Origin of the sequence: Aminobacter niigataensis, assembly GCF_946995915.1 — a bacterium.
In the GTDB taxonomy this organism is placed as follows: domain Bacteria; phylum Pseudomonadota; class Alphaproteobacteria; order Rhizobiales; family Rhizobiaceae; genus Aminobacter; species Aminobacter niigataensis.
The window spans coordinates 3,524,353-3,541,645 of the sequence record NZ_OX341517.1 but is presented as its reverse complement, the minus strand read 5'-3'; the positions used below and the strand labels follow the sequence as shown (position 1 = coordinate 3,541,645).

At 63.0% G+C, this 17,293-nt stretch carries 20 protein-coding genes and 1 tRNA gene; 8 read left to right on the top strand and 13 right to left on the bottom strand.

The features are described 5' to 3' along the window. The first annotated feature begins 3 nt into the window (after positions 1-3). Entirely contained in the window at positions 4-390 is a 387-nt protein-coding gene (locus tag O1Y97_RS17280; RefSeq protein WP_108608304.1) for an Mth938-like domain-containing protein, read from the top strand. 1 nt (position 391) lies between these two features. After that, entirely contained in the window at positions 392-1,222 is an 831-nt protein-coding gene (locus O1Y97_RS17275; protein ID WP_318761801.1) for a phytoene/squalene synthase family protein, read from the top strand. A gap of 5 nt (positions 1,223-1,227) precedes the next feature. Here the strand turns inward: O1Y97_RS17275 and O1Y97_RS17270 are convergent, their stop codons facing one another. Beyond that, complete coding sequence (locus O1Y97_RS17270; protein WP_108608303.1) at positions 1,228-1,749, bottom strand: GNAT family N-acetyltransferase; 522 nt, start codon at positions 1,747-1,749, stop codon at positions 1,228-1,230. 13 nt (positions 1,750-1,762) lie between these two features. Continuing rightward, entirely contained in the window at positions 1,763-3,172 is a 1,410-nt protein-coding gene (gene trmFO, locus O1Y97_RS17265; protein ID WP_183261567.1) for a methylenetetrahydrofolate--tRNA-(uracil(54)-C(5))-methyltransferase (FADH(2)-oxidizing) TrmFO, read from the bottom strand. 95 nt (positions 3,173-3,267) lie between these two features. Here trmFO and O1Y97_RS17260 point away from each other — a divergent pair, with 95 nt between their 5' ends. Then, positions 3,268-3,873, top strand: coding sequence for a hypothetical protein (locus tag O1Y97_RS17260; protein WP_318761800.1), 606 nt, complete (start codon positions 3,268-3,270; stop codon positions 3,871-3,873). A 320-nt stretch (positions 3,874-4,193) separates the two neighbouring features. Here the strand turns inward: O1Y97_RS17260 and O1Y97_RS17255 are convergent, their stop codons facing one another. Together O1Y97_RS17255 and O1Y97_RS17250 are read right to left on the bottom strand one after the other, a co-directional pair. Continuing rightward, on the bottom strand, positions 4,194-4,334 hold the full coding sequence (locus O1Y97_RS17255; protein WP_018427695.1) for a DUF1127 domain-containing protein: 141 nt from the start codon (positions 4,332-4,334) through the stop codon (positions 4,194-4,196). A gap of 51 nt (positions 4,335-4,385) precedes the next feature. Beyond that, positions 4,386-4,526: a DUF1127 domain-containing protein gene (locus O1Y97_RS17250; RefSeq protein ID WP_082496386.1), complete on the bottom strand. Its 141-nt coding sequence runs from the start codon at positions 4,524-4,526 to the stop codon at positions 4,386-4,388. 221 nt (positions 4,527-4,747) lie between these two features. Here O1Y97_RS17250 and O1Y97_RS17245 point away from each other — a divergent pair, with 221 nt between their 5' ends. From O1Y97_RS17245 to O1Y97_RS17235, 3 genes are all read left to right on the top strand, one after another. Continuing rightward, positions 4,748-5,851, top strand: a complete 1,104-nt coding sequence (locus O1Y97_RS17245) for a DUF2157 domain-containing protein (protein WP_318761799.1) — start codon at positions 4,748-4,750, stop codon at positions 5,849-5,851. Next, entirely contained in the window at positions 5,848-6,459 is a 612-nt protein-coding gene (locus O1Y97_RS17240) for a GDYXXLXY domain-containing protein (protein ID WP_318761798.1), read from the top strand. The genes O1Y97_RS17245 and O1Y97_RS17240 overlap by 4 nt, the downstream gene beginning before the upstream one ends. An 85-nt stretch (positions 6,460-6,544) precedes the next feature. After that, entirely contained in the window at positions 6,545-7,816 is a 1,272-nt protein-coding gene (locus tag O1Y97_RS17235; protein ID WP_108608298.1) for a glycosyltransferase family 4 protein, read from the top strand. 68 nt (positions 7,817-7,884) lie between these two features. Here O1Y97_RS17235 and O1Y97_RS17230 read toward each other — a convergent pair. Then, positions 7,885-7,969, bottom strand: a tRNA-Leu gene (locus O1Y97_RS17230). Positions 7,970-8,312: 343 nt separating this feature from the next. On the opposite strand from O1Y97_RS17230, the gene tig reads away from it, so the two are divergent. Continuing rightward, the gene (gene tig / locus O1Y97_RS17225; RefSeq protein ID WP_318764233.1) at positions 8,313-9,773 is read left to right on the top strand and encodes a trigger factor; all 1,461 of its coding nucleotides are present in this window, start codon (positions 8,313-8,315) and stop codon (positions 9,771-9,773) included. A 101-nt stretch (positions 9,774-9,874) separates the two neighbouring features. Here tig and radC read toward each other — a convergent pair whose 3' ends face one another. The 8 genes from radC to O1Y97_RS17185 form a co-directional block, all read right to left on the bottom strand. After that, on the bottom strand, positions 9,875-10,627 hold the full coding sequence (gene radC / locus O1Y97_RS17220) for a RadC family protein (RefSeq protein WP_318761797.1): 753 nt from the start codon (positions 10,625-10,627) through the stop codon (positions 9,875-9,877). A gap of 44 nt (positions 10,628-10,671) precedes the next feature. Next, entirely contained in the window at positions 10,672-11,499 is an 828-nt protein-coding gene (gene map, locus O1Y97_RS17215) for a type I methionyl aminopeptidase (RefSeq protein ID WP_108608286.1), read from the bottom strand. A gap of 158 nt (positions 11,500-11,657) precedes the next feature. Continuing rightward, positions 11,658-12,389, bottom strand: coding sequence for an SH3 domain-containing protein (locus O1Y97_RS17210; RefSeq protein WP_318761796.1), 732 nt, complete (start codon positions 12,387-12,389; stop codon positions 11,658-11,660). A 59-nt stretch (positions 12,390-12,448) separates the two neighbouring features. Beyond that, positions 12,449-12,673, bottom strand: a complete 225-nt coding sequence (locus O1Y97_RS17205; protein ID WP_108608284.1) for an alkylphosphonate utilization protein — start codon at positions 12,671-12,673, stop codon at positions 12,449-12,451. A 103-nt stretch (positions 12,674-12,776) separates the two neighbouring features. Next, the gene (locus O1Y97_RS17200) at positions 12,777-13,502 is read right to left on the bottom strand and encodes a GntR family transcriptional regulator (protein WP_318761795.1); all 726 of its coding nucleotides are present in this window, start codon (positions 13,500-13,502) and stop codon (positions 12,777-12,779) included. A 25-nt stretch (positions 13,503-13,527) separates the two neighbouring features. Continuing rightward, the gene (locus O1Y97_RS17195) at positions 13,528-14,382 is read right to left on the bottom strand and encodes an ABC transporter permease (protein WP_318761794.1); all 855 of its coding nucleotides are present in this window, start codon (positions 14,380-14,382) and stop codon (positions 13,528-13,530) included. Further along, positions 14,382-15,194 (bottom strand): ABC transporter ATP-binding protein, encoded by an 813-nt coding sequence (locus O1Y97_RS17190; RefSeq protein WP_108608281.1) that lies wholly within the window; start codon positions 15,192-15,194, stop codon positions 14,382-14,384. Before O1Y97_RS17190 ends, O1Y97_RS17195 begins: the two co-directional genes overlap by 1 nt. Next, positions 15,191-16,216 (bottom strand): ABC transporter substrate-binding protein, encoded by a 1,026-nt coding sequence (locus tag O1Y97_RS17185; RefSeq protein ID WP_199914489.1) that lies wholly within the window; start codon positions 16,214-16,216, stop codon positions 15,191-15,193. Before O1Y97_RS17185 ends, O1Y97_RS17190 begins: the two co-directional genes overlap by 4 nt. A gap of 370 nt (positions 16,217-16,586) precedes the next feature. On the opposite strand from O1Y97_RS17185, the gene O1Y97_RS17180 reads away from it, so the two are divergent. Then, on the top strand, positions 16,587-17,279 hold the full coding sequence (locus O1Y97_RS17180; protein WP_318761793.1) for a fumarylacetoacetate hydrolase family protein: 693 nt from the start codon (positions 16,587-16,589) through the stop codon (positions 17,277-17,279). The last annotated feature ends 14 nt before the right edge of the window (positions 17,280-17,293 follow it).

Below are 17,293 nucleotides of genomic sequence, written 5' to 3'. Positions count from 1 at the left end.
GCCATGGCTGGACTGATCATCCGCGAGGCGCATTTTCCCGGGCGAGCACCCGTCGACGCCTATGGCGACGGCGGCTTCCGCTTCGCGGACATGTCGCACCGCGGATCGATCCTGTGCCTGCCGTCCGGCATCTACGGATGGCAGCCCACTGATCCGCTGGCGCTGACGCCGGCGGATTTCGAAAAGCTGTTTGCAGAAGCCGCCGACGTGGAAATCCTGCTCGTCGGCATGGGCAAGGAGTTGCGCCGTTTGCCCGAGGGCCTCAGGGCGGCCCTCAAGCAAGCGAAGATCTCCGCCGACCCGATGTCGACGGGCGCTGCCGTGCGCACCTACAACGTGCTGCTTGCCGAAGACCGCGCCGTGGCTGCCGCCTTCATCGCCGTCGACTGACGTGAGCAAGGCGAACGACGCGACAGGGTCTCTGTTGGACGCGGTGCGCGTTGCCGACCACGACCGTTATCTCTCCGTACTCTATGCGCCCGAGCAAAAGCGCCCGGCGCTTCTCGCGCTTTACGCCTTCAATGCCGAGATCGCAGCCATCCGCGACCGCGTCAGCGAGCCCATGCCGGGCGAGATCAGGCTGCAATGGTGGCGCGACGTCATCGCGTCGGGCCAAAGCGAGCTGGGGGCGGGCCATCCCGTGGCCTCGGCCCTGATGTCGGCGATTGCGACCCATCGGCTGCCGGTCGCCGCCTTCGACAACTACCTCGAAGCACGCATCTTCGACCTCTACGACGACCCGATGCCTTCGCGCACCGATCTGGAGGGCTATTGCGGCGAGACCGCCGCGGCGATGATCCAGCTTGCGGCACTGGTTCTCGATGCCGACGAGGCGCCGAAACATGCCGAGCTTGCCGGCCACGCCGGCTGCGCGCAGGCGATCACCGGGCTGTTGCGGCTGCTGCCGGCCCACAGCACCCGCGGCCAATGTTATGTGCCACGCGACATCCTGGCTGCGGCCGGCACGACGCCGGACGAATTTGTCGCCGGCGGCAAGACGCCTTCATCGAGGCATGCCGTCCAGGCGATGGCTGCGCTCGCGCGTGAACATCTCCGCGCCTTCGAACGCGGCGCCAAGACCTTGCCGGTAAGCTTGCGGCCGGCATTCCTGCCGCTGTCCCTGACGGGCGCCTATCTCGACCGGCTGGAGCGCGGCAAGGACGGCATTTCAGTGCTGCGCAAGCATCTGCTGATGTTGAAGACGGCTTCGCGCGGCTGGTAGTGACCTCAGGCGGTCGCGTCGTGGTCGTCGCGTCTGGTGAAGAACAAGAAGCGGTCGAGGCCACGTGAGTTCACGTAGGACCGGACGTCGCGATGCAGGCGTCGGGCGACGCTTGCCGAGGCCGTATTGTCCGTGGCGACGATCGAGCCGATCTCCATTTCGTCCCTGGTTGCGAAGCCGTATGCCATTGCGGCGCGGGCTGCCTCGAGCGCGATGCCGCGGCCGCGCCAGGCGGGGGCGACATGATAGCCGATCTCGAGGATGCGAACGCCACCGGCGTCCTGCCAGGTCGGCCCGCAATCGCCGATCAGCGCGCCGCTGGCCTTGTCGACGATCGCCCACAGCCCGAAACCGTCCTGCCGGTAGCGATCCCGGTTTCTGCCGATCCATTCGATGGCGGCGCTTTCGGTCGTCATCTCCGGATAGAACCGGCGCGCATAGTCGTCGGCAAAGACCGCCAGGATGGCCGCCTGATCGCCAGGCACCATCTCCCTCAGGATCAGGCGCTTGGTCTCGGGGGGAGCCATCGTCTTGCCCCGCTTATTCCGCCGCCTGTGCCGCTTCGGCAATGCCAAGCCAGGCGCGGCAATCGACCAGCGCGCGCGCCGTCATCGCCTTCTTCTTGGCAATGGTCTTTTCCTTGCCGCGCAGTCGCTTGCCTTCGACCTTGGGCGCTTCCATCACCGGGAACAGCCCGAAATTGACGTTCATAGGCTGGAACGAGCGCTTGCCCGGCTCATCGTCGGAGACGATGTGGCCGCCGGTGATATGGTTGAGCAGCGCGCCGAAGGCTGTGGTGGCAGGCGGCGGCGGCATTTGCTGGCCGAGGCGTTCGGCTGCGGCGAAGCGTCCGGCGAGCAGGCCGATGGCGGCACTTTCGACATAACCCTCGCAGCCGGTGATCTGGCCGGCGAAACGCAGGCCGGGCCGCGACTTGAGCTGCAGCGTCGGGTCGAGCAGCGTCGGCGAATTGAGGTAGGTGTTGCGGTGCAGGCCGCCGAGGCGGGCGAATTCGGCATTTTCCAGACCCGGAATCATCCGCAGCACATCGACCTGCTCGCCATGCTTCAGCTTGGTCTGGAAACCGACCATGTTGTAGAGCGTGCCCAGCGCATTGTCCTGGCGCAGCTGGACGACGGCATAGGCCTTGACTGTCGGGTTGTGGGCGTTGGTCAGCCCCATCGGCTTCATCGGGCCATGACGCAACGTCTCGGGACCGCGCTCGGCCATGATCTCGATCGGCAGGCAGCCGTCGAAATAGGGCGTGCCTTCCCACTCCTTGAACTCGGTTTTCTGGCCGTCGAGCAGTGCCTGGACGAAGGCCTCGTACTGCTCCTTGTCCATCGGGCAGTTGATGTAGTCCTTGCCGGTGCCGCCGGGGCCGACCTTGTCGTAGCGCGACTGGAACCAGCAGACATTCATGTCGATGCTGTCGAAATGGATGATTGGCGCAATGGCGTCGAAGAAGGCGAGCGCGTCGGCGCCGGTGCTGGCGGCGATCGCTTCGGCGAGCGAGGGAGCAGTCAGCGGGCCGGTGGCGATGATCGCCTGGTCCCAGTCGGCGGGCGGCAGGCCGGTCACTTCCTCGCGCATGATGGTGATCAGCGGATGGGCTTCGAGCCGGGCGGTGACAGCATTGGAAAAGCCGTCGCGGTCGACGGCGAGCGCCCCGCCGGCGGGAACCTGGTTGGCGTCGCCGGCACTCATGATCAGCGAACCGGCAAGCCGCATTTCGGCGTGCAGCAGGCCGACCGCATTGGTCTCGGCGTCGTCCGACCGGAACGAGTTGGAACAGACCAGTTCGGCCAGGCCCTCGGTCTTGTGCGCGTCGGTGCCGCGCACGGGACGCATCTCATGCAGGATCACCGGCACGCCGGCCGAGGCCGCCTGCCATGCTGCTTCCGATCCGGCGAGGCCGCCGCCGACGATGTGAATGGGTTTTGTGCTCATGGTCGCGGGAATAATCCCTTGGGCGGGCGAATGCAACGATTGCGCCGGGTGATAGGGGGTTGCGGGCGCTGCGCGGCAACTTTTAAGATGCTGCCATGACGAGGCTTTCAATCTCTCACGTGCTGCTGGCGGGCCTGCTATCCGTCTCGACCGTCGGTGCAGTCCCCAAGTCGAGCCACGCCGCGCCGGGCACGAAGCGCATCGACATCTGCCATGGCTATGGTTGCGCTTTCCGTTCGCGCCTCGACATCGGGCCAGGCGATGCTGCGAGATTTGCCTCGATCCTTGCTGCGGGCCGATCCTCGCCGAAAGCCGAGCGCGCGGCGATTGCAAGGGCAGTGGGCTATTTCGAGAAGCGGGCGCAGCAGGTGACCGGCGTACGCGACGCACCCCAGTCGGAGTTCGGCGCCTCGAAGATCAAGGGTCAGATGGATTGCGTCGACGAATCGACCAACACTGACGCGCTGCTGCGCTATCTCCAGGGGCGTGGCCTGTTCAGGTACCACAAGGTCGAGGCGCGAACCTCGCGTGGCTTCCTGCTCGACGGCCGCTATCCGCACTGGACAGCCGTGGTCCGCGCGCCCGATGGCGTGAAATGGGTCGTTGATTCCTGGTATGCCCCGATGGGCGGCGCCCCCGACATCATCCCGCTACGCGACTGGAAGCAGCGTGGCGTGCTCGAAAGCGGCGCGCTGAACTAGACAGCAGCACATCGGACCGAATTGGAACTTTCGCGGGCCCAAAACAACAACACCCGCCGGGGGAGGAGATCCGGCGGGTGTCGTTTTGGGTGGTCAGCCTTCTGGGAGGAGGAAGCTGACCTATTCGCCTTTGCCGGGGAGGAGGTCGGCGCAGGCAGAATTCTTGTCGCCAGTTCGAAGAGGGCGAAGCTCTCGGGTAACGACACCCGCCCGGGGAGGAGGTCGGGCGGGTGTGTTAAGGTGGTCAGCTTATCGGGAGGAAGAAGCTGACCGGATCCGCCATTGCCGGGGAGGAGGTCGGCGCTGACGGAAAGCTTGAATTAGATTGCGCGGCGGGCGATCGACTGGATCTCGCCACGATTGATGCCGAGATCGGCAAGCTGGCGGTTCGACAGACGGCCAAGCTCGTTCACCGTCTCGCGATAAGCGCGCCAGTTACGGTAAGTGCGGAGCAAGTTCATTTTAGTTCTCTTTTCGGTTCGGACAGGTGGGTCCAGTGGACCCGGTTTCGGTTAGATGGCTTTACGCGCGACGAAGTGGATGTCGCTGCGGGTGATGCCGAGGTCGGTCAGTTCACGGTTCGACAGGCGGCTCAGCTCGGAGACGGTGTCACGGTAGCGGCGCCAGTTGCGGTAGTTGCGGATCAGGTTCATCTTCGTTTTCCGTTCGTCTTCTTTTCTCTTCTGTGTACGAGGCGTAGATAGGATGGCCTTGCCCAAAATTGAAGCGCTATGCTCGCATGGCAGCAATGCGTTTTGTGCATTGCAGCATTAATGGGCATTAAGCCTTCGGTCATAATTGCGACCGAATCTGAAATTCGCCATGATCACAACGGCTTGGCCACAACAGGCAGTCGGTAGGGGGGACGCGACTTATGGCGAGCTATGCCACCAAGGTGAAGAACGACATCGGACGATGGGTCGAAACCGGGTTGCTTGACCGGGCAACCGGCGATGCGCTTGTTCGTGACGTCGAGGCCAGCGAGCGCAACGGGCTCAATTTCGGTTCGATCCTGGCGATCATGGCGGCTCTTTTGTTTGCTGCCGCCATCCTCATTCTTGTCGCCGCCAACTGGGAAGCGATCCCGCGCATTGCTCGCGTTGGCGCCTTGTTCGCCGTCATCTTTATCGGATATGTCGGCGGCGCCTCGCTCAAGCAGCGTGGCCACGGTGGTATCGCCGAAGCGCTGTGGCTGGTCGCTGCCGCGGCGTTCGGTGGCTCGATCACGCTGATCGGCCAGATGTACCACTTCGCCGGCGACGAAAGCGCGGCCGTGGTCACCTGGTGCATCGGCACCGCGATTGCCGCTGCCGCGCTGCGCTCCAACGCGCTGACCGTCGCAGCTGTCGGCATCGCCGACGCCTGGCTGGTGCTGAAGGGCTTCGATATCTTCCGTCGCTCGGAATTCCCGCATTTCTTCGTCGTCTTCATGGCGGCGTTCTGGGCGCTGTCGTTCTGGACGCAGAGCCGCGCTGCCCGGCATCTGATTGCGCTGTCGGTCATTCTCTATGCGGTGCTGCTCGGCTTTCACTATGAGTCGCTGGAGGTTGGCCTGGTGCTTGCGCTGGTCTCGGCGGTGCTTCTCGCCGTTGCGGCCCTGGCGCCTGTCGCTGCGGAACGCCTTGTCCAACTCGGTGGGCGACTGCCCCTGCATGCGCTGATCGGCTTCCTTTCTGGTATGGGCATGGTTCAGCTCGACAGGTTCGACGAGCAGGGTTTTGTCATTGCCGCCGCCGTCGCGCTGGCGGTCATTGCCGCGACCATCGTCTTCCTTGGCCGCGAGAGTCGCGGCTTGCGCTGGATCGCCTATGTCGGCTTCGCCTTCGAACTGGCGATTGTCTATCTCGTGACAGTCGGCTCGATGCTCGGCACGGCCGGCTTCTTCTTCGCAGCGGCAATAATCCTGGCGGGGCTCGCTTATGCGATCATCCGCATCGAACGACGGATGAAGCCCGAACCGGCTCGAGGAGCAGCATGATGTCCCGTTACAAGCTCGTCATTGCCGCCATCGTGCTGGCGCTCGCGCAGATCGGTTTTCTCGGTTGGATGATCGCCGGACGTGCGGCGATCTTGCGCGACGGCAAGGAAGTGCTGCTCAAGGTCGAGCCCGTCGACCCGCGCGATTTGTTGCGCGGCGACTACGTCCGGCTGGGCTACGACATTTCGCGCATAGAGGTGGAGAATATCGCCAACCTGCCCCAGGGCGAGCTGGCGACGGCCGAAGGGCCCGTCGTCGTGCGGCTGAAGAAGGACGCTGACGGCTACTGGCGCGCGACGTCCGCATGGCTGGGCGCTGCTGCTGCAACGCCCGCCGGCGCAGACGAAGTCGACATGGTCGGGCACGTGTCCGATGGCTGGAGCCTGACCCCGGGCTCGACCATCGGCGTCGACTATGGCATCGAGCGTTTCTACGTGCCGGAAGGCGAGGGGCTGGCGATCGAGGAGGAGATGCGCAAGCGCAACTCCGGCGCGGAACCCGAATTACGCAGCTTTGGCATCAAGGTAGCGGTGGCCAGGGACGGCAGCGGCCAGATCAAGGCTTTGATGGACGGCGAGACCATGCTGTTCGAGGAACCGCTTTATTGAGACGTTCGCTTCCAGAGGCCAGGAATGTGTGAAATAACGAGACGAATTATGTCTCTGTCAATTTTGCAAAAGAAGTCTGCATGAAATGAAGATTGCCATTGTTGCAGAGCACGCTTCGGCCCGTCTTGGCGGTGAGGCCATTCTGCCGTTGCAGTACTTCCGCATCCTGCGTGACAGAAATTACGATGTTTGGCTTATCGTGCATGAACGGACGCGGGAAGAACTCGAAGGTCTCTTCGGTAATGACCCGCGGGTGATATTCACACCCGACACGCCGTTAATTCGTCTTCTCTGGCGCCTTGGGGCATTTCTTCCGCAGCGTGTGGCGAATTTTTCGACCGGCTATCTGATGCGGATTTTGACGCAGCGACGACAGGTCAAAGAAGCACGCCGTCTCGTCGTGGAAGAAGGTGTGCAAATCGTCCACCAGCCGATTCCTGTCTCGCCTCGTGAACCGTCGATGCTTTTTCGCCTTGGGGCGCCGGTTGTGGTTGGCCCCCTGAATGGCGGTATGGAGTTTCCGCCGGGGTTCCGCGATCGGAGTTCCGTGCTCGAGGATTATGCCGTTGCCGCTGCCCGGGCGATGACCAATGTGATGAACCGGCTCATCCCCGGCAAGCGCCTGGCGAGCGTGGTCATGGTCGCCAACCAGCGTAGTCGCATGGCCTTGCCTGGTGGCCTGGGTGGCAAGGTCATCGAGATCTGCGAGAATGGCGTGGACTTTTCCCTGTGGAGCGGAACCGCCGCACAAGACCCGCAGTCGGGACCTTCGCATACGCGCTTCGTTTTCACCGGGCGTCTTGTCGACTGGAAGGGCGTCGATCTGCTGTTGCGTGCGTTTGCCCGGGCCAGGGACCTTGCGCCCATGAGCCTGCTGATCATGGGGGACGGGGACGCTCGCGAGCGGCTGGAAAAGCTTGCCCGCGAACTGGGCCTTCTTTCCTCGGACGAGGCTGCGGGCAAGGTGCGCTTTGCGGGATGGCTGAGCCAGAAGGAATGCGCCGAGGCCCTGGCCGCTCGAGACGCCCTGGTGCTTCCCAGCCTGTATGAATGCGGAGGCGCTGTCGTCCTTGAGGCTATGGCGCTTTCCAAGCCGGTGATCGCCACTGCCTGGGGAGGGCCGCTGGATTACCTCAACACGGAATGCGGCATACTCGTGCCGCCGCTTTCGCCTGATGCGTTGATCGACGGTCTGGCGGAGGCATTGCGGAAGCTCGCCAGTTCGCCGGATCTCAGGGCGTCAATGGGGCAGGCGGCGCAGCTTCGTGTCCGCGCCGAATTTGATTGGGAGCGCAAGGTGGACGCCGTTCTGGACGTCTATGCGTCGGCATTGCGAGGCAGCACGGCGCCATTGTGAATGGTGTCGGGTCCTGCTCGGCTGGTACTCTCTACCAAGAGGTTTCTAGTCCGCCAGCAGGGTGATTTTGGTGCGGATGATAGGAGTCGAACCTACACGCCTCTCGGCACTGGAACCTAAATCCAGGGCGTCTACCAGTTCCGCCACATCCGCATGCGAACGCCAATCCCATGCTGCCATCATTCTGTCAATCTCGGAGCGGAAATCACCTCGACCGGGAGAAACCGCGAAGATAGTTGAAAATTGGCCCCGCCTGTGACAAAAGGCCTGTCGAATAAGATGGGACGCAAAGGCCCGTCTCTGCAGGATGCGATAAGAAGTCAAAAAAACAACAGCTTATCGTAATCTTCGGACGACGGCGGAACAAACGGACCGCATATGGCGGACCTTGGATGCCGATTTGCGAACTTGAAGCCACCCCCGGCAAACGAATTCCGGCAGGCGGAACGGCAGGGAGCCGTCCAAGCCGCGCCATACGTAAAACAAAGGTTTGATGATGCAGGTCACCGAAACGCTCAACTCCGGCCTCAAGCGCGAGATCAAGGTCTCGGTTCCTGCCGGCGACATGGAAGCCCGTCTCGTGAAGCGGCTTTCGGCTGCCAAGGACAAGGTCCGCATCAACGGCTTCCGTCCGGGCAAGGTGCCGATGCAGCACCTGCGCAAGGTTTACGGCAAGTCCTTCATGGCCGAGGTTGTCAATGAGATCCTGACCGACTCGACCCGCACGATCATTTCCGACCGCGGCGAAAAGGCTGCGATGCAGCCGGACGTGGTGATGACCGAGGACGAGAAGGAAGCCGAGAAGATCCTCGAGGGCGGCGCCGATTTCGAGTTCTCGCTGAGCTACGAAGTCATCCCGGCGATCGAGATCAAGGATTTCTCGGACATCAAGGTGTCGCGCCCGGTCTATGACGTGCCGGAAAGCGAAATCGACGAGCAGGTCAACCGCGTAGCCGAATCGGCGCGTTCCTATGAGCCGAAGACCGGCAAGGCGGCCGAAGGCGACCGCGTCACCATCGACTACGTCGGCAAGATCGACGGCGTTGCCTTCGATGGCGGCACGGGTGGCGACCAGCCGCTGGTGCTCGGTTCCAAGGAATTCATCCCCGGCTTCGAGGACCAGCTGGTCGGCGCCAAGGCCGGCGACGAGAAGCTCGTCACCGTCACTTTCCCCGAGAACTACCAGGCCTCTCATCTGGCCGGCAAGGAAGCGACCTTCGACGTCACCGTCAAGGAAGTCGCGGCTCCCGGCAAGCTCGAGGTCAATGACGAGACCGCCAAGAACCTCGGCCTGGAATCGCTCGAGAAGCTGCGTGACATCGTTCGCGGCCAGATCGAGAACCAGTTCGGCGCCATGACGCGCCAGAAGGTCAAGCGCCAGCTGCTCGACCAGCTCGACGGTTCGTATCAGTTCGAGGCACCCTCCAAGCTCGTCGAAGCCGAATTCGGCAACATCTGGAGCCAGGTGACCCGCGATCTCGAGATCGCCGGCCGTACCTTCGCCGACGAAGATACGACTGAAGAAGAAGCCCGCGCGGAATACCAGCGCCTGGCCGAGCGTCGCGTGCGCCTCGGCCTGGTTCTGGCCGAGATCGGCGAAAAGGCTGGCGTGACGGTCAACGACGAAGAGCTGCAGCGCGGCCTGTTCGACACGGTTCGCCGCTACCCGGGCAGCCAGCAGCAGGAAGTGTTCGACTTCTACCGCAACAACCCGTCGGCGCTGGTCAACCTGCGCGCGCCGCTGTTCGAGGAGAAGGTCGTCGATCACCTGCTGTCGCAGATCACCGTCACCGACAAGAAGGTGAGCAAGGAAGAGCTGCTCGCCGACGACGAGGACGAGGCATCGGAAAAGCCGGCGAAGAAGGCTTCGGCCAAGAAGGCCGACAAGGCTGAGGGCGAAGAGCCCAAGAAGAAGGCCGCTCCGAAGAAGAAGGCCAAGGAAGCCGACGCCGAATAAGGCGCCGTCTCTTAGACGAAACGAAAAGGCCGCTGGAGCGATCCAGCCGCCTTTTTGATTCCTGATGGTGCAGGGCGCCGCCTGGGCGACCGGCCATCGGGTCAGATGAGCAGCAACCCCTTCATGCTGGCAAAACCGTTCTTGCCGATGATGATGTGGTCATGCACCGCGATGCCGAGTGGCTTGGCCGTGTCGATGATGGTCCTGGTCATGTCGATGTCAGCACGCGACGGCGTCGGATCGCCGGAAGGATGGTTGTGGACGAGAATGAGCGCGGTTGCCGACAGCTCCAACGCGCGATTGATCACTTCACGCGGATAGACGGGTGTGTGGTCGACGGTGCCGGTCTGCTGCACCTCGTCGGCGATCAGGACGTTCTTCTTGTCGAGGAACAGGATGCGGAAGTGCTCGCGCGCTTCGAAGGCCATCGCCACCCGGCAATAGTCGAGCACCTGGTTCCATGACGACAGCACCTCGCGGCCACTGATCTCGCCGCGTGCCAGGCGCCTGGCCGCAGCCGCCACCACCTTGAGGTCGAGCGCGACTGACGGCCCGATGCCTTTGACTTCCTGCAAGAGATTGGCGGGGGCGCCGAGAACTTCGGCAAGGGTACCGAAACGGGTAAGCAGGGCTTTGGCCACCGGCTTGGTATCCGAGCGCGGGATCAGCCTGAACAGAAGCAGCTCGAGCAGTTCGTAGTCTGCAAGCGCCTCGCCGCCCGTGGCTGAAAACCGCTCGCGCAGCCTGTCGCGATGTCCGAGATAGTGGGGCTTTTCCTGAGCGGCCGCGCGCTTGATCGTCGGCAGAGGCCGCTCGCCGAAGAAACCGCGCTCGTCGTGCTCGTCGCTCGCCATGCCGCCGATGTCGCCCCCGCCGGAGTGTCTCCGGCGATGCGATATTATGCGGGCAGGCCCGGCCGGTCGAGCCCCTTGGGCGACAGCGTGAAGATCTCGCAGCCGTTGGCTGTCACGCCGATGGTGTGCTCGTATTGCGCCGACAAGGAACGGTCGCGGGTAACTGCCGTCCAGCCGTCGGACAGCACCTTCACATGCGGCCGGCCGAGATTGATCATCGGCTCGATGGTGAAGATCATGCCTTCCCGCATCTCGACGCCTTCGTTGACGTTGCCGTAGTGCAGGATGTTCGGCGCATCATGGAAGAGGGCGCCCACGCCATGGCCGCAGAAGTCGCGGACCACCGAGCAGCGCTCGGCCTCGGCATAGGTCTGGATGGCGGCGCCAATGGCACCGGTGCGTGCGCCGGGGCGTACGGCGGCAATGCCGCGCATCAGGCATTCATGCGTGACTTCGAGCAAGCGCTCGGCGGCGCGCTTGACGGTGCCCACCGGGTACATGCGGCTTGAATCGCCGTGCCAGCCGTCGAGGATGTAGGTCACGTCGATATTGACGATGTCGCCATCCTTGAGCGGCTTGTTGTCGGGAATGCCGTGGCAGACGACGTGGTTGATCGAGGTGCAGCTCGACTTGGTGTAGCCGCGGTAGTTGAGCGTGGCGGGCATCGCGCCATGGTCCATGCCGAATTCGAAGACGAAGCGGTCGATGGCTTCGGTGGTGACGCCGGGCGCCACGCGGTCGACCAGTTCGTCCAGGCATCGGGCGGTGAGCGCGCAGGCCTTGCGCATGCCTTCGAAGGCGTCCGCGCCGTAGAGGCGGATCTGGCCTGTATTCCTGAGGGGCGCCGTGGCGGCGTCGAGATAGCTGACCATTGACCTCTGCCGGGTGTGTCTGGGGCTGCCCGCAGCGCGTGCGAGCCATTTCCGCAGATTTGGCACCGGATGCGTTCGGTTTCAACCCGCAAAGCCCAAACCGCAGCGATATGCGCCATTTGGGCGGCGAAATTGCCTTGTCAGCCGGGTAGGACCGTCTATCCCGGTTGCGCGAGTTGTTGCTTGGGCCGTGGCGCGCCTGGATCGGCCGGCCGCAGGTTTTCGCCGTGGACCCAGCCCTTGCGGCCGGAGGATGAGACAAGCGTCCATTTGCCGTCGCGGGCAAAGACGCGGACGCTTTCGCCCTGCTTCAGGCTGGAGGTGACGGGCGCCGAGACATGCGGGCGCTGGCGCAGATAGACCGTCGTACTGGTGTAGAGCACGTTGAGCTGGGGTGCGGCCTCGGCCTTCGGTTTGGCCGCCACAGCTTTCGCGGCCGTTGCCTCGGGCGAGGGCTTGGGGCGTGGCATGGGCGTCGGGGCCCGCGAGATCGAGCCGGTCTTGAGGTCGGCAGGCGGCCGCAGGGTGGATTCGGATTGCGCCGGCTTCTTCAGGGCAGCGGGCTTGCCAGCAGATGGTTCGACCTTCGGGCGCTGTGCCGCGGCCAGCTTCTGCTGGCTTGGCTTGGGCGCGGCCTTGGCTTCGCGCCTTGCGACATCGGCTTTCGGCCGCACGACATTGGTTTCGGAAGCTGAGCCAACACTCGCCTTGGGTCGTACTGTGGCCGTTTCCCTGCGGGGGGTGGCGTCGTTCTTGGGCCGGCTTGCCGCCCTCGCGGGGCGGTCGTCGATCCGCGCCTTGCTGGGCATGTCCTGGGTCATGGCCCAGCCGCCCGCCGCAAGCGCGCCAAGCACCAGCCATCTCAGTTTTGGAAGCGCGAATCCACCCATGCGCCGAGTCTGGACCCGAGAGCTTAAAACCGCGTTGACGCGCCTGTTGCGAGGGCGGGTCAGGCCTTCTTGAGGAACTCGGTTTTCAGCACCAGTCCCTTGACCTGCTTGGTGTTGCATTCGACCTCGCCGGAGTTCCCGGTCAGGCGGATGTTCTTGACCAAAGTGCCGCGCTTGATGGTCTCGGAGGTTCCCTTGACCTTCAGGTCCTTGATCAGGGTAACGGAGTCGCCGTCGTTGAGCTGGGCGCCGTTGCTGTCTTTCACGATGACGTCGTCGGACATGATTCTTCCTTCCGCTGCCGGGCAATGTTGCAGTCGGAGTAGGGGCTCAGGCGAGGCTCGTAAAGTACCTGGACAGCGATCTCGCCATTGCGGTCGTCGCGGGCTACGCCGCCCCGACTATTTCGAGCTGTTCTTCCAGAAGCCGCAGCGTCGTCTGGTACTGGCTGACCAGATGCTCTTTTGCCAGCTCGACATTGCCGTCGATCGTCGCCTCCATGATGAGGCGATGTTCTTCGTTGGAATCGCGACGCGGCGTCGTCGCGATGATCATGGAAATGTACCTGTACCGCTCGGCGTGATCCATCATCTCGTTGCAGTAATTGATCAGCAGCGAGGAGCCGCAGGCGGCAATCAGCGCGTTGTGGAAGGCGCGATGCTTGATTTCCCATTCGGAGTTGTCGCCGCCGTCTTCCGGCAGCCGGACCTTGGTGCGTGACAGGCGGTGATAGGTGAGGATGACATTGTCTTCCCACGCCTGCGTCCGGTTGGCGATGGACTCCTCCAGCGCCTTCGATTCAAGCCAGCAGCGCGTCTTGACCAGTTCGCGTAGGCTTTCGAGCGACAGCTGCGGCACCGAGAAGCCGCGCTGCTCGTGGCGATCGACGAGGCGCTCGGACGACAGCCGGTTGAGCGCCTCGCGCACCGGATTGGTGCCGGCCGAATAACGTGCCGCGACCTGGTCAATCTGCAGCTTCTGGCCGGGCTTCAACTCGCCCTTGAGGATGTCCCGGCGCAGGTGCTGGTAGACGAAGGTCGCCGTCGTCACCTTTTCGGCACGGCTGCCTTCGCCAGTCTTCGACTCGGCGAGAGCCTGATCGACCAGTGTCATGGGTTGCCCAATCTATCGCCAAGCCTCACGTGCCGATGCCTCCGCTCACGCTGGATTTGTGCCAGAAAACCAGCTTCTTCTCCAGCCACACCACCGACCAAAACAGTGTCAGTCCCAGGAGACTGAGGAAAATGATCAGCGAAAACACCCTCGGCGTGTTGAGCTGGGAGGAGGCGACGCGGATGAGTTCGCCAAAACCCTTGCCGCCGCCAAGAAACTCGCCCGTGATGGCGCCTGCCATCACGCCGACCGCCGCGATCTTCAGTCCGGTGAATATCTGCGGCAGGCCCAGCGGCAATTTCATCTTGAACAGCGTCTGGAAGCGGCTGGCACCCATGGTCTTGAACAGCATGCGCGCGTTTTCGTCGGCCACGTAAAGCCCGGCTGCCGTTCCGACCACGATCGGGAACGTTGCGATGAACGCGGCAAGCGCCACTTTCGAAGCAATGCCGAAACCAAGCCAGGCAAGAAACAGCGGCGCGAAGGCAACCTTCGGCATCGTGTCGATGGCAACCAGGTAAGGCAGCACGGCACGTTCGCCGAACGTCGTCTCGCCGACAAGAACGCCAAGTAGGAAGCCGATCGTGATGGCAATGGCGAAACCGAAGATCACCTCCTTGATGGTGATCCACAACGCCGTCAGCATATAGCCGCCCGAGAGCAAGTTCTTGCCGACGAAGACGATGTCGGCACCGGTTTCCCACGGCCCGGGAAGGATGATCGGCGAGACGACCCCGATCGCATAGATCAGCTGCCACAGGGCGACGAAGCCGACCAGCAGTCCGGCCATGGCGATCGTGCGCGGGATTCTGTCCATGAAGGAGACATGTTCGCTCCAGATCGTTTCCGGGCGCTGATCCGTATTGTCGATAGCGGTCATTACAGGAATGCTCCCTTGTCGAGCCGAGCGCGAATGCGGCGCACATACTCGCCGAATTTCGGATCGGTCATCATGTCGAGCGTCCTTGGCCGCGGCAGGTCGATCTTGATCGCCTCGACGAAGCTTCCGGGCCGCGGCGACATGACATAGACGGTGTCGGACAGGATCACCGCTTCGGGAATGGAGTGGGTGACCAGGAACGCGGTGGCGTTGCGTTCCATGCAGATACGCTGCAACTCCATGTTCATGAAGTCGCGGGACAGTTCGTCGAGCGCACTGAATGGCTCGTCGAGCAACAGCACTGCGGGCTTGGTGATCAGCATCCGGCAGATTGCCGCGCGCTGGGCCATGCCGCCGGACAGTTCGTTCGGCCGCACGGCATCGAACCCCTTCAGTCCGACAAGGTCGAGCAAGGCCCGCGCCTCGTCGTGCATGGCTCGCGCCGCCTTCTTGCCGTCGCGGATCTCGATCGGCAGGACGATGTTCTCGAGCGTCGTGCGCCACGGGAACAATGTCGCCTGCTGGAACATCATGCCGATGTCCCGGCGCGTGCCGGTGACCGGTGTGCCCTCGAGATAGACGCTGCCTTCGGTCGGCGGCAGCACGCCCGCCATGATCTTGAGCAACGTGGACTTGCCGCAGCCGGAGGGGCCGATGACCGAGGAAAAGCTCCCCTCGGTCAAGGTCAGGTCGACCCGGTCGAGCGCGTGGATCGAGCGCCGCGCATAGCTTTTTGCGACGCCCCTGAGCTCGTATACGGGCCGGCCCGCCAGGCCGGCCCCATCGAATGCGGATCGCTGAGGTGCGTTCATTCGTTCCAGGCTTTCACGAAATCATTCGTGTAGGCTGCGTTCAGGTCGTCCAGGGGCTTGGACAGGGCGCCCGTTGCCACCTGGCTTTCATGCCACATCTTCCAGTGCTCCGGCGGCTGGTAGCCGTAGCCGGTGGAGACATCGAGTGGCGTGACGCGATCCTGGATGGCGGTCAGAAGTGCCGCCGCAAATTTCGGATCTTCGGCTTCCTGCGGATTGCCGACCGCGGCATGGGCGAGCACGGCGTCCTTGTTGGCCGGATCCAGGCCGAACTTCGTTGCCTTGACCAGCGCCTTGCCGAAACCTTCGATGACCTTCGGATTGGTATCGAGATAGCTACGGGTGACGGCCCAGCCATTGCCGAAGAAGGAGAGGAATTCCTCAGGCGTGATCTCGCGCAACGGGATGCCGCGCGCACCGATGATCGCCGCGTCGCTCACAGCCGCCGCGTAGGATTCGACTTCGTTGTTCAGGAATGCCGCAGCCGCCGTGCCGCCGTCGCCGACTGCGAGGAACTTGTAGTCATTGCCTTCTGCCAGGCCGACCTTGGACAGGATGGCGCGGCTGAAGCCGACTTCAGCGCCATCGGCCGTGCCTACGCCGACCGTCGTGCCCTTGAGGTCGGTTGGCGTCTTGATTGCCGATTCCTCTTTGACGACGAGGCCGAAGATCGACTTCGGGAACTGGTTGTAGATGAAGACGACGTCTTCGCCGCGGGCGCGGGCGCCGAGCAGCGGGCCGGGGCCGGGGTTGCCGATCTGGGCCTGGCCTGCCGCCATCGACTGAAGCACCGAAGCCGAGCCGTTCACCGCCTCCACGGTGACATCAAGGCCCTGTTCCTTGAAGTAGCCTTCTCCGATCGCGACGTGGAGCGGGAAATTGTTGATGGCCGAGGGATTGGGCACGACGATCGTGACCTTGGTCTCCTGGGCATACGCGCTTCCGGTTGCGCCAGCGACCGAGGCGAAAACCAAAGTCAACGCCACCCTGGCGCTACGGTGTAGTTCCGGACCCATTTTCATAAGCTATTCCTCCCGTGGCGGCTGCGCGGATTTGTTCCGTCAACAACGCCTTCCAACAATCTACATTTTTCGGAATACCTGTCAAAAACATATTTCCTAGATTTCTGCGTCTGTATGAAAGGTCCGGGTTGAAGGGGGCGTCGACGGACCTTCTCCAGCCTTTGATGGGTATTTTCGCGGGGATTGACCTAATCTCGCGTGATGTTGCACCAAGAATTCGCGGAGTCTGGTGCAATTTCAGAAACTCCATGGTCTAGCGCTGTTCGAATTTTGAATGCATAAAAATGCCAGCAGGAAAAAATCATACATTTTTGCTGCGAGGCGCGCGTTTGTGTGCTCTACGTAAGTCGTTCAACAGGGAGGAGCCAATATGGCCAATGGGTACGTAGTCGAGGCACCGCAGCAGGTATCGCTGCCGGTTGTGGGCAAGGCGGAGCGGTTTCCGGTTCGCCGCATCTATTGCGTCGGACGCAACTACGTTGCCCACGTGCGCGAGATGGGTGGCAACGAGGATCGCGATCCGCCGATCTTTTTCCAGAAGCCGACCGACGCAATCGTGCAGGATGGGGCGACGATCCATTACGCCACCATGACCAAGGACTTCCACCACGAGATGGAACTGGCGGTCGTGTTGAAATCGGGCGGCTACAACATTCCCGAATCCGAAGCGCTCGATCATGTCTATGGCTATGGCGTCGGGCTCGACATGACGCGCCGCGACATCCAGGGCAGCGGCAGGCCGTGGGAAATCGCCAAGTCGTTCGACCAGTCCTGCCCCTGCGGCCCGATCACGCCGGTGGAGAAGGTGGGGCACGTCTCCTCGGGCAACATCAAGCTCACCGTCAATGGCGAGGCCAGGCAGGACTCCGACATCAGCCTGCTGATCTGGAAGGTGCCGGAAATCATCGCCAACCTCTCGACCTATTTCGAGCTCCACGCCGGCGACGTCATCCTGACCGGCACGCCCCACGGCGTTGGGCCCGTCGGACCCGGTGACGAACTGGTCGGCACCATTGCCGGACTGGAACCGCTGACGATCCGCATCGGCTCGGCCGCGGCGTAATAAACGCGACGAGG

Excerpts from the sequence above, each read along its gene's own strand:
- O1Y97_RS17185 (WP_199914489.1), bottom strand. The coding sequence starts at position 16,216 with ATGAAAATGGGTCCGGAACTACACCGTAGCGCCAGGGTGGCGTTGACT.
- map (WP_108608286.1), bottom strand. The coding sequence starts at position 11,499 with ATGGTCAGCTATCTCGACGCCGCCACGGCGCCCCTCAGGAATACAGGC.
- O1Y97_RS17190 (WP_108608281.1), bottom strand. The coding sequence starts at position 15,194 with ATGAACGCACCTCAGCGATCCGCATTCGATGGGGCCGGCCTGGCGGGC.
- O1Y97_RS17280 (WP_108608304.1), top strand. The coding sequence starts at position 4 with ATGGCTGGACTGATCATCCGCGAGGCGCATTTTCCCGGGCGAGCACCC.
- O1Y97_RS17180 (WP_318761793.1), top strand. The coding sequence starts at position 16,587 with ATGGCCAATGGGTACGTAGTCGAGGCACCGCAGCAGGTATCGCTGCCG.
- O1Y97_RS17200 (WP_318761795.1), bottom strand. The coding sequence starts at position 13,502 with ATGACACTGGTCGATCAGGCTCTCGCCGAGTCGAAGACTGGCGAAGGC.
- radC (WP_318761797.1), bottom strand. The coding sequence starts at position 10,627 with ATGGCGAGCGACGAGCACGACGAGCGCGGTTTCTTCGGCGAGCGGCCT.
- trmFO (WP_183261567.1), bottom strand. The coding sequence starts at position 3,172 with ATGAGCACAAAACCCATTCACATCGTCGGCGGCGGCCTCGCCGGATCG.
- O1Y97_RS17260 (WP_318761800.1), top strand. The coding sequence starts at position 3,268 with ATGACGAGGCTTTCAATCTCTCACGTGCTGCTGGCGGGCCTGCTATCC.
- O1Y97_RS17210 (WP_318761796.1), bottom strand. The coding sequence starts at position 12,389 with ATGGGTGGATTCGCGCTTCCAAAACTGAGATGGCTGGTGCTTGGCGCG.
- O1Y97_RS17250 (WP_082496386.1), bottom strand. The coding sequence starts at position 4,526 with ATGAACCTGATCCGCAACTACCGCAACTGGCGCCGCTACCGTGACACC.
- O1Y97_RS17235 (WP_108608298.1), top strand. The coding sequence starts at position 6,545 with ATGAAGATTGCCATTGTTGCAGAGCACGCTTCGGCCCGTCTTGGCGGT.
- O1Y97_RS17195 (WP_318761794.1), bottom strand. The coding sequence starts at position 14,382 with ATGACCGCTATCGACAATACGGATCAGCGCCCGGAAACGATCTGGAGC.
- O1Y97_RS17240 (WP_318761798.1), top strand. The coding sequence starts at position 5,848 with ATGATGTCCCGTTACAAGCTCGTCATTGCCGCCATCGTGCTGGCGCTC.
- O1Y97_RS17245 (WP_318761799.1), top strand. The coding sequence starts at position 4,748 with ATGGCGAGCTATGCCACCAAGGTGAAGAACGACATCGGACGATGGGTC.
- O1Y97_RS17255 (WP_018427695.1), bottom strand. The coding sequence starts at position 4,334 with ATGAACTTGCTCCGCACTTACCGTAACTGGCGCGCTTATCGCGAGACG.
- tig (WP_318764233.1), top strand. The coding sequence starts at position 8,313 with ATGCAGGTCACCGAAACGCTCAACTCCGGCCTCAAGCGCGAGATCAAG.
- O1Y97_RS17205 (WP_108608284.1), bottom strand. The coding sequence starts at position 12,673 with ATGTCCGACGACGTCATCGTGAAAGACAGCAACGGCGCCCAGCTCAAC.
- O1Y97_RS17270 (WP_108608303.1), bottom strand. The coding sequence starts at position 1,749 with ATGGCTCCCCCCGAGACCAAGCGCCTGATCCTGAGGGAGATGGTGCCT.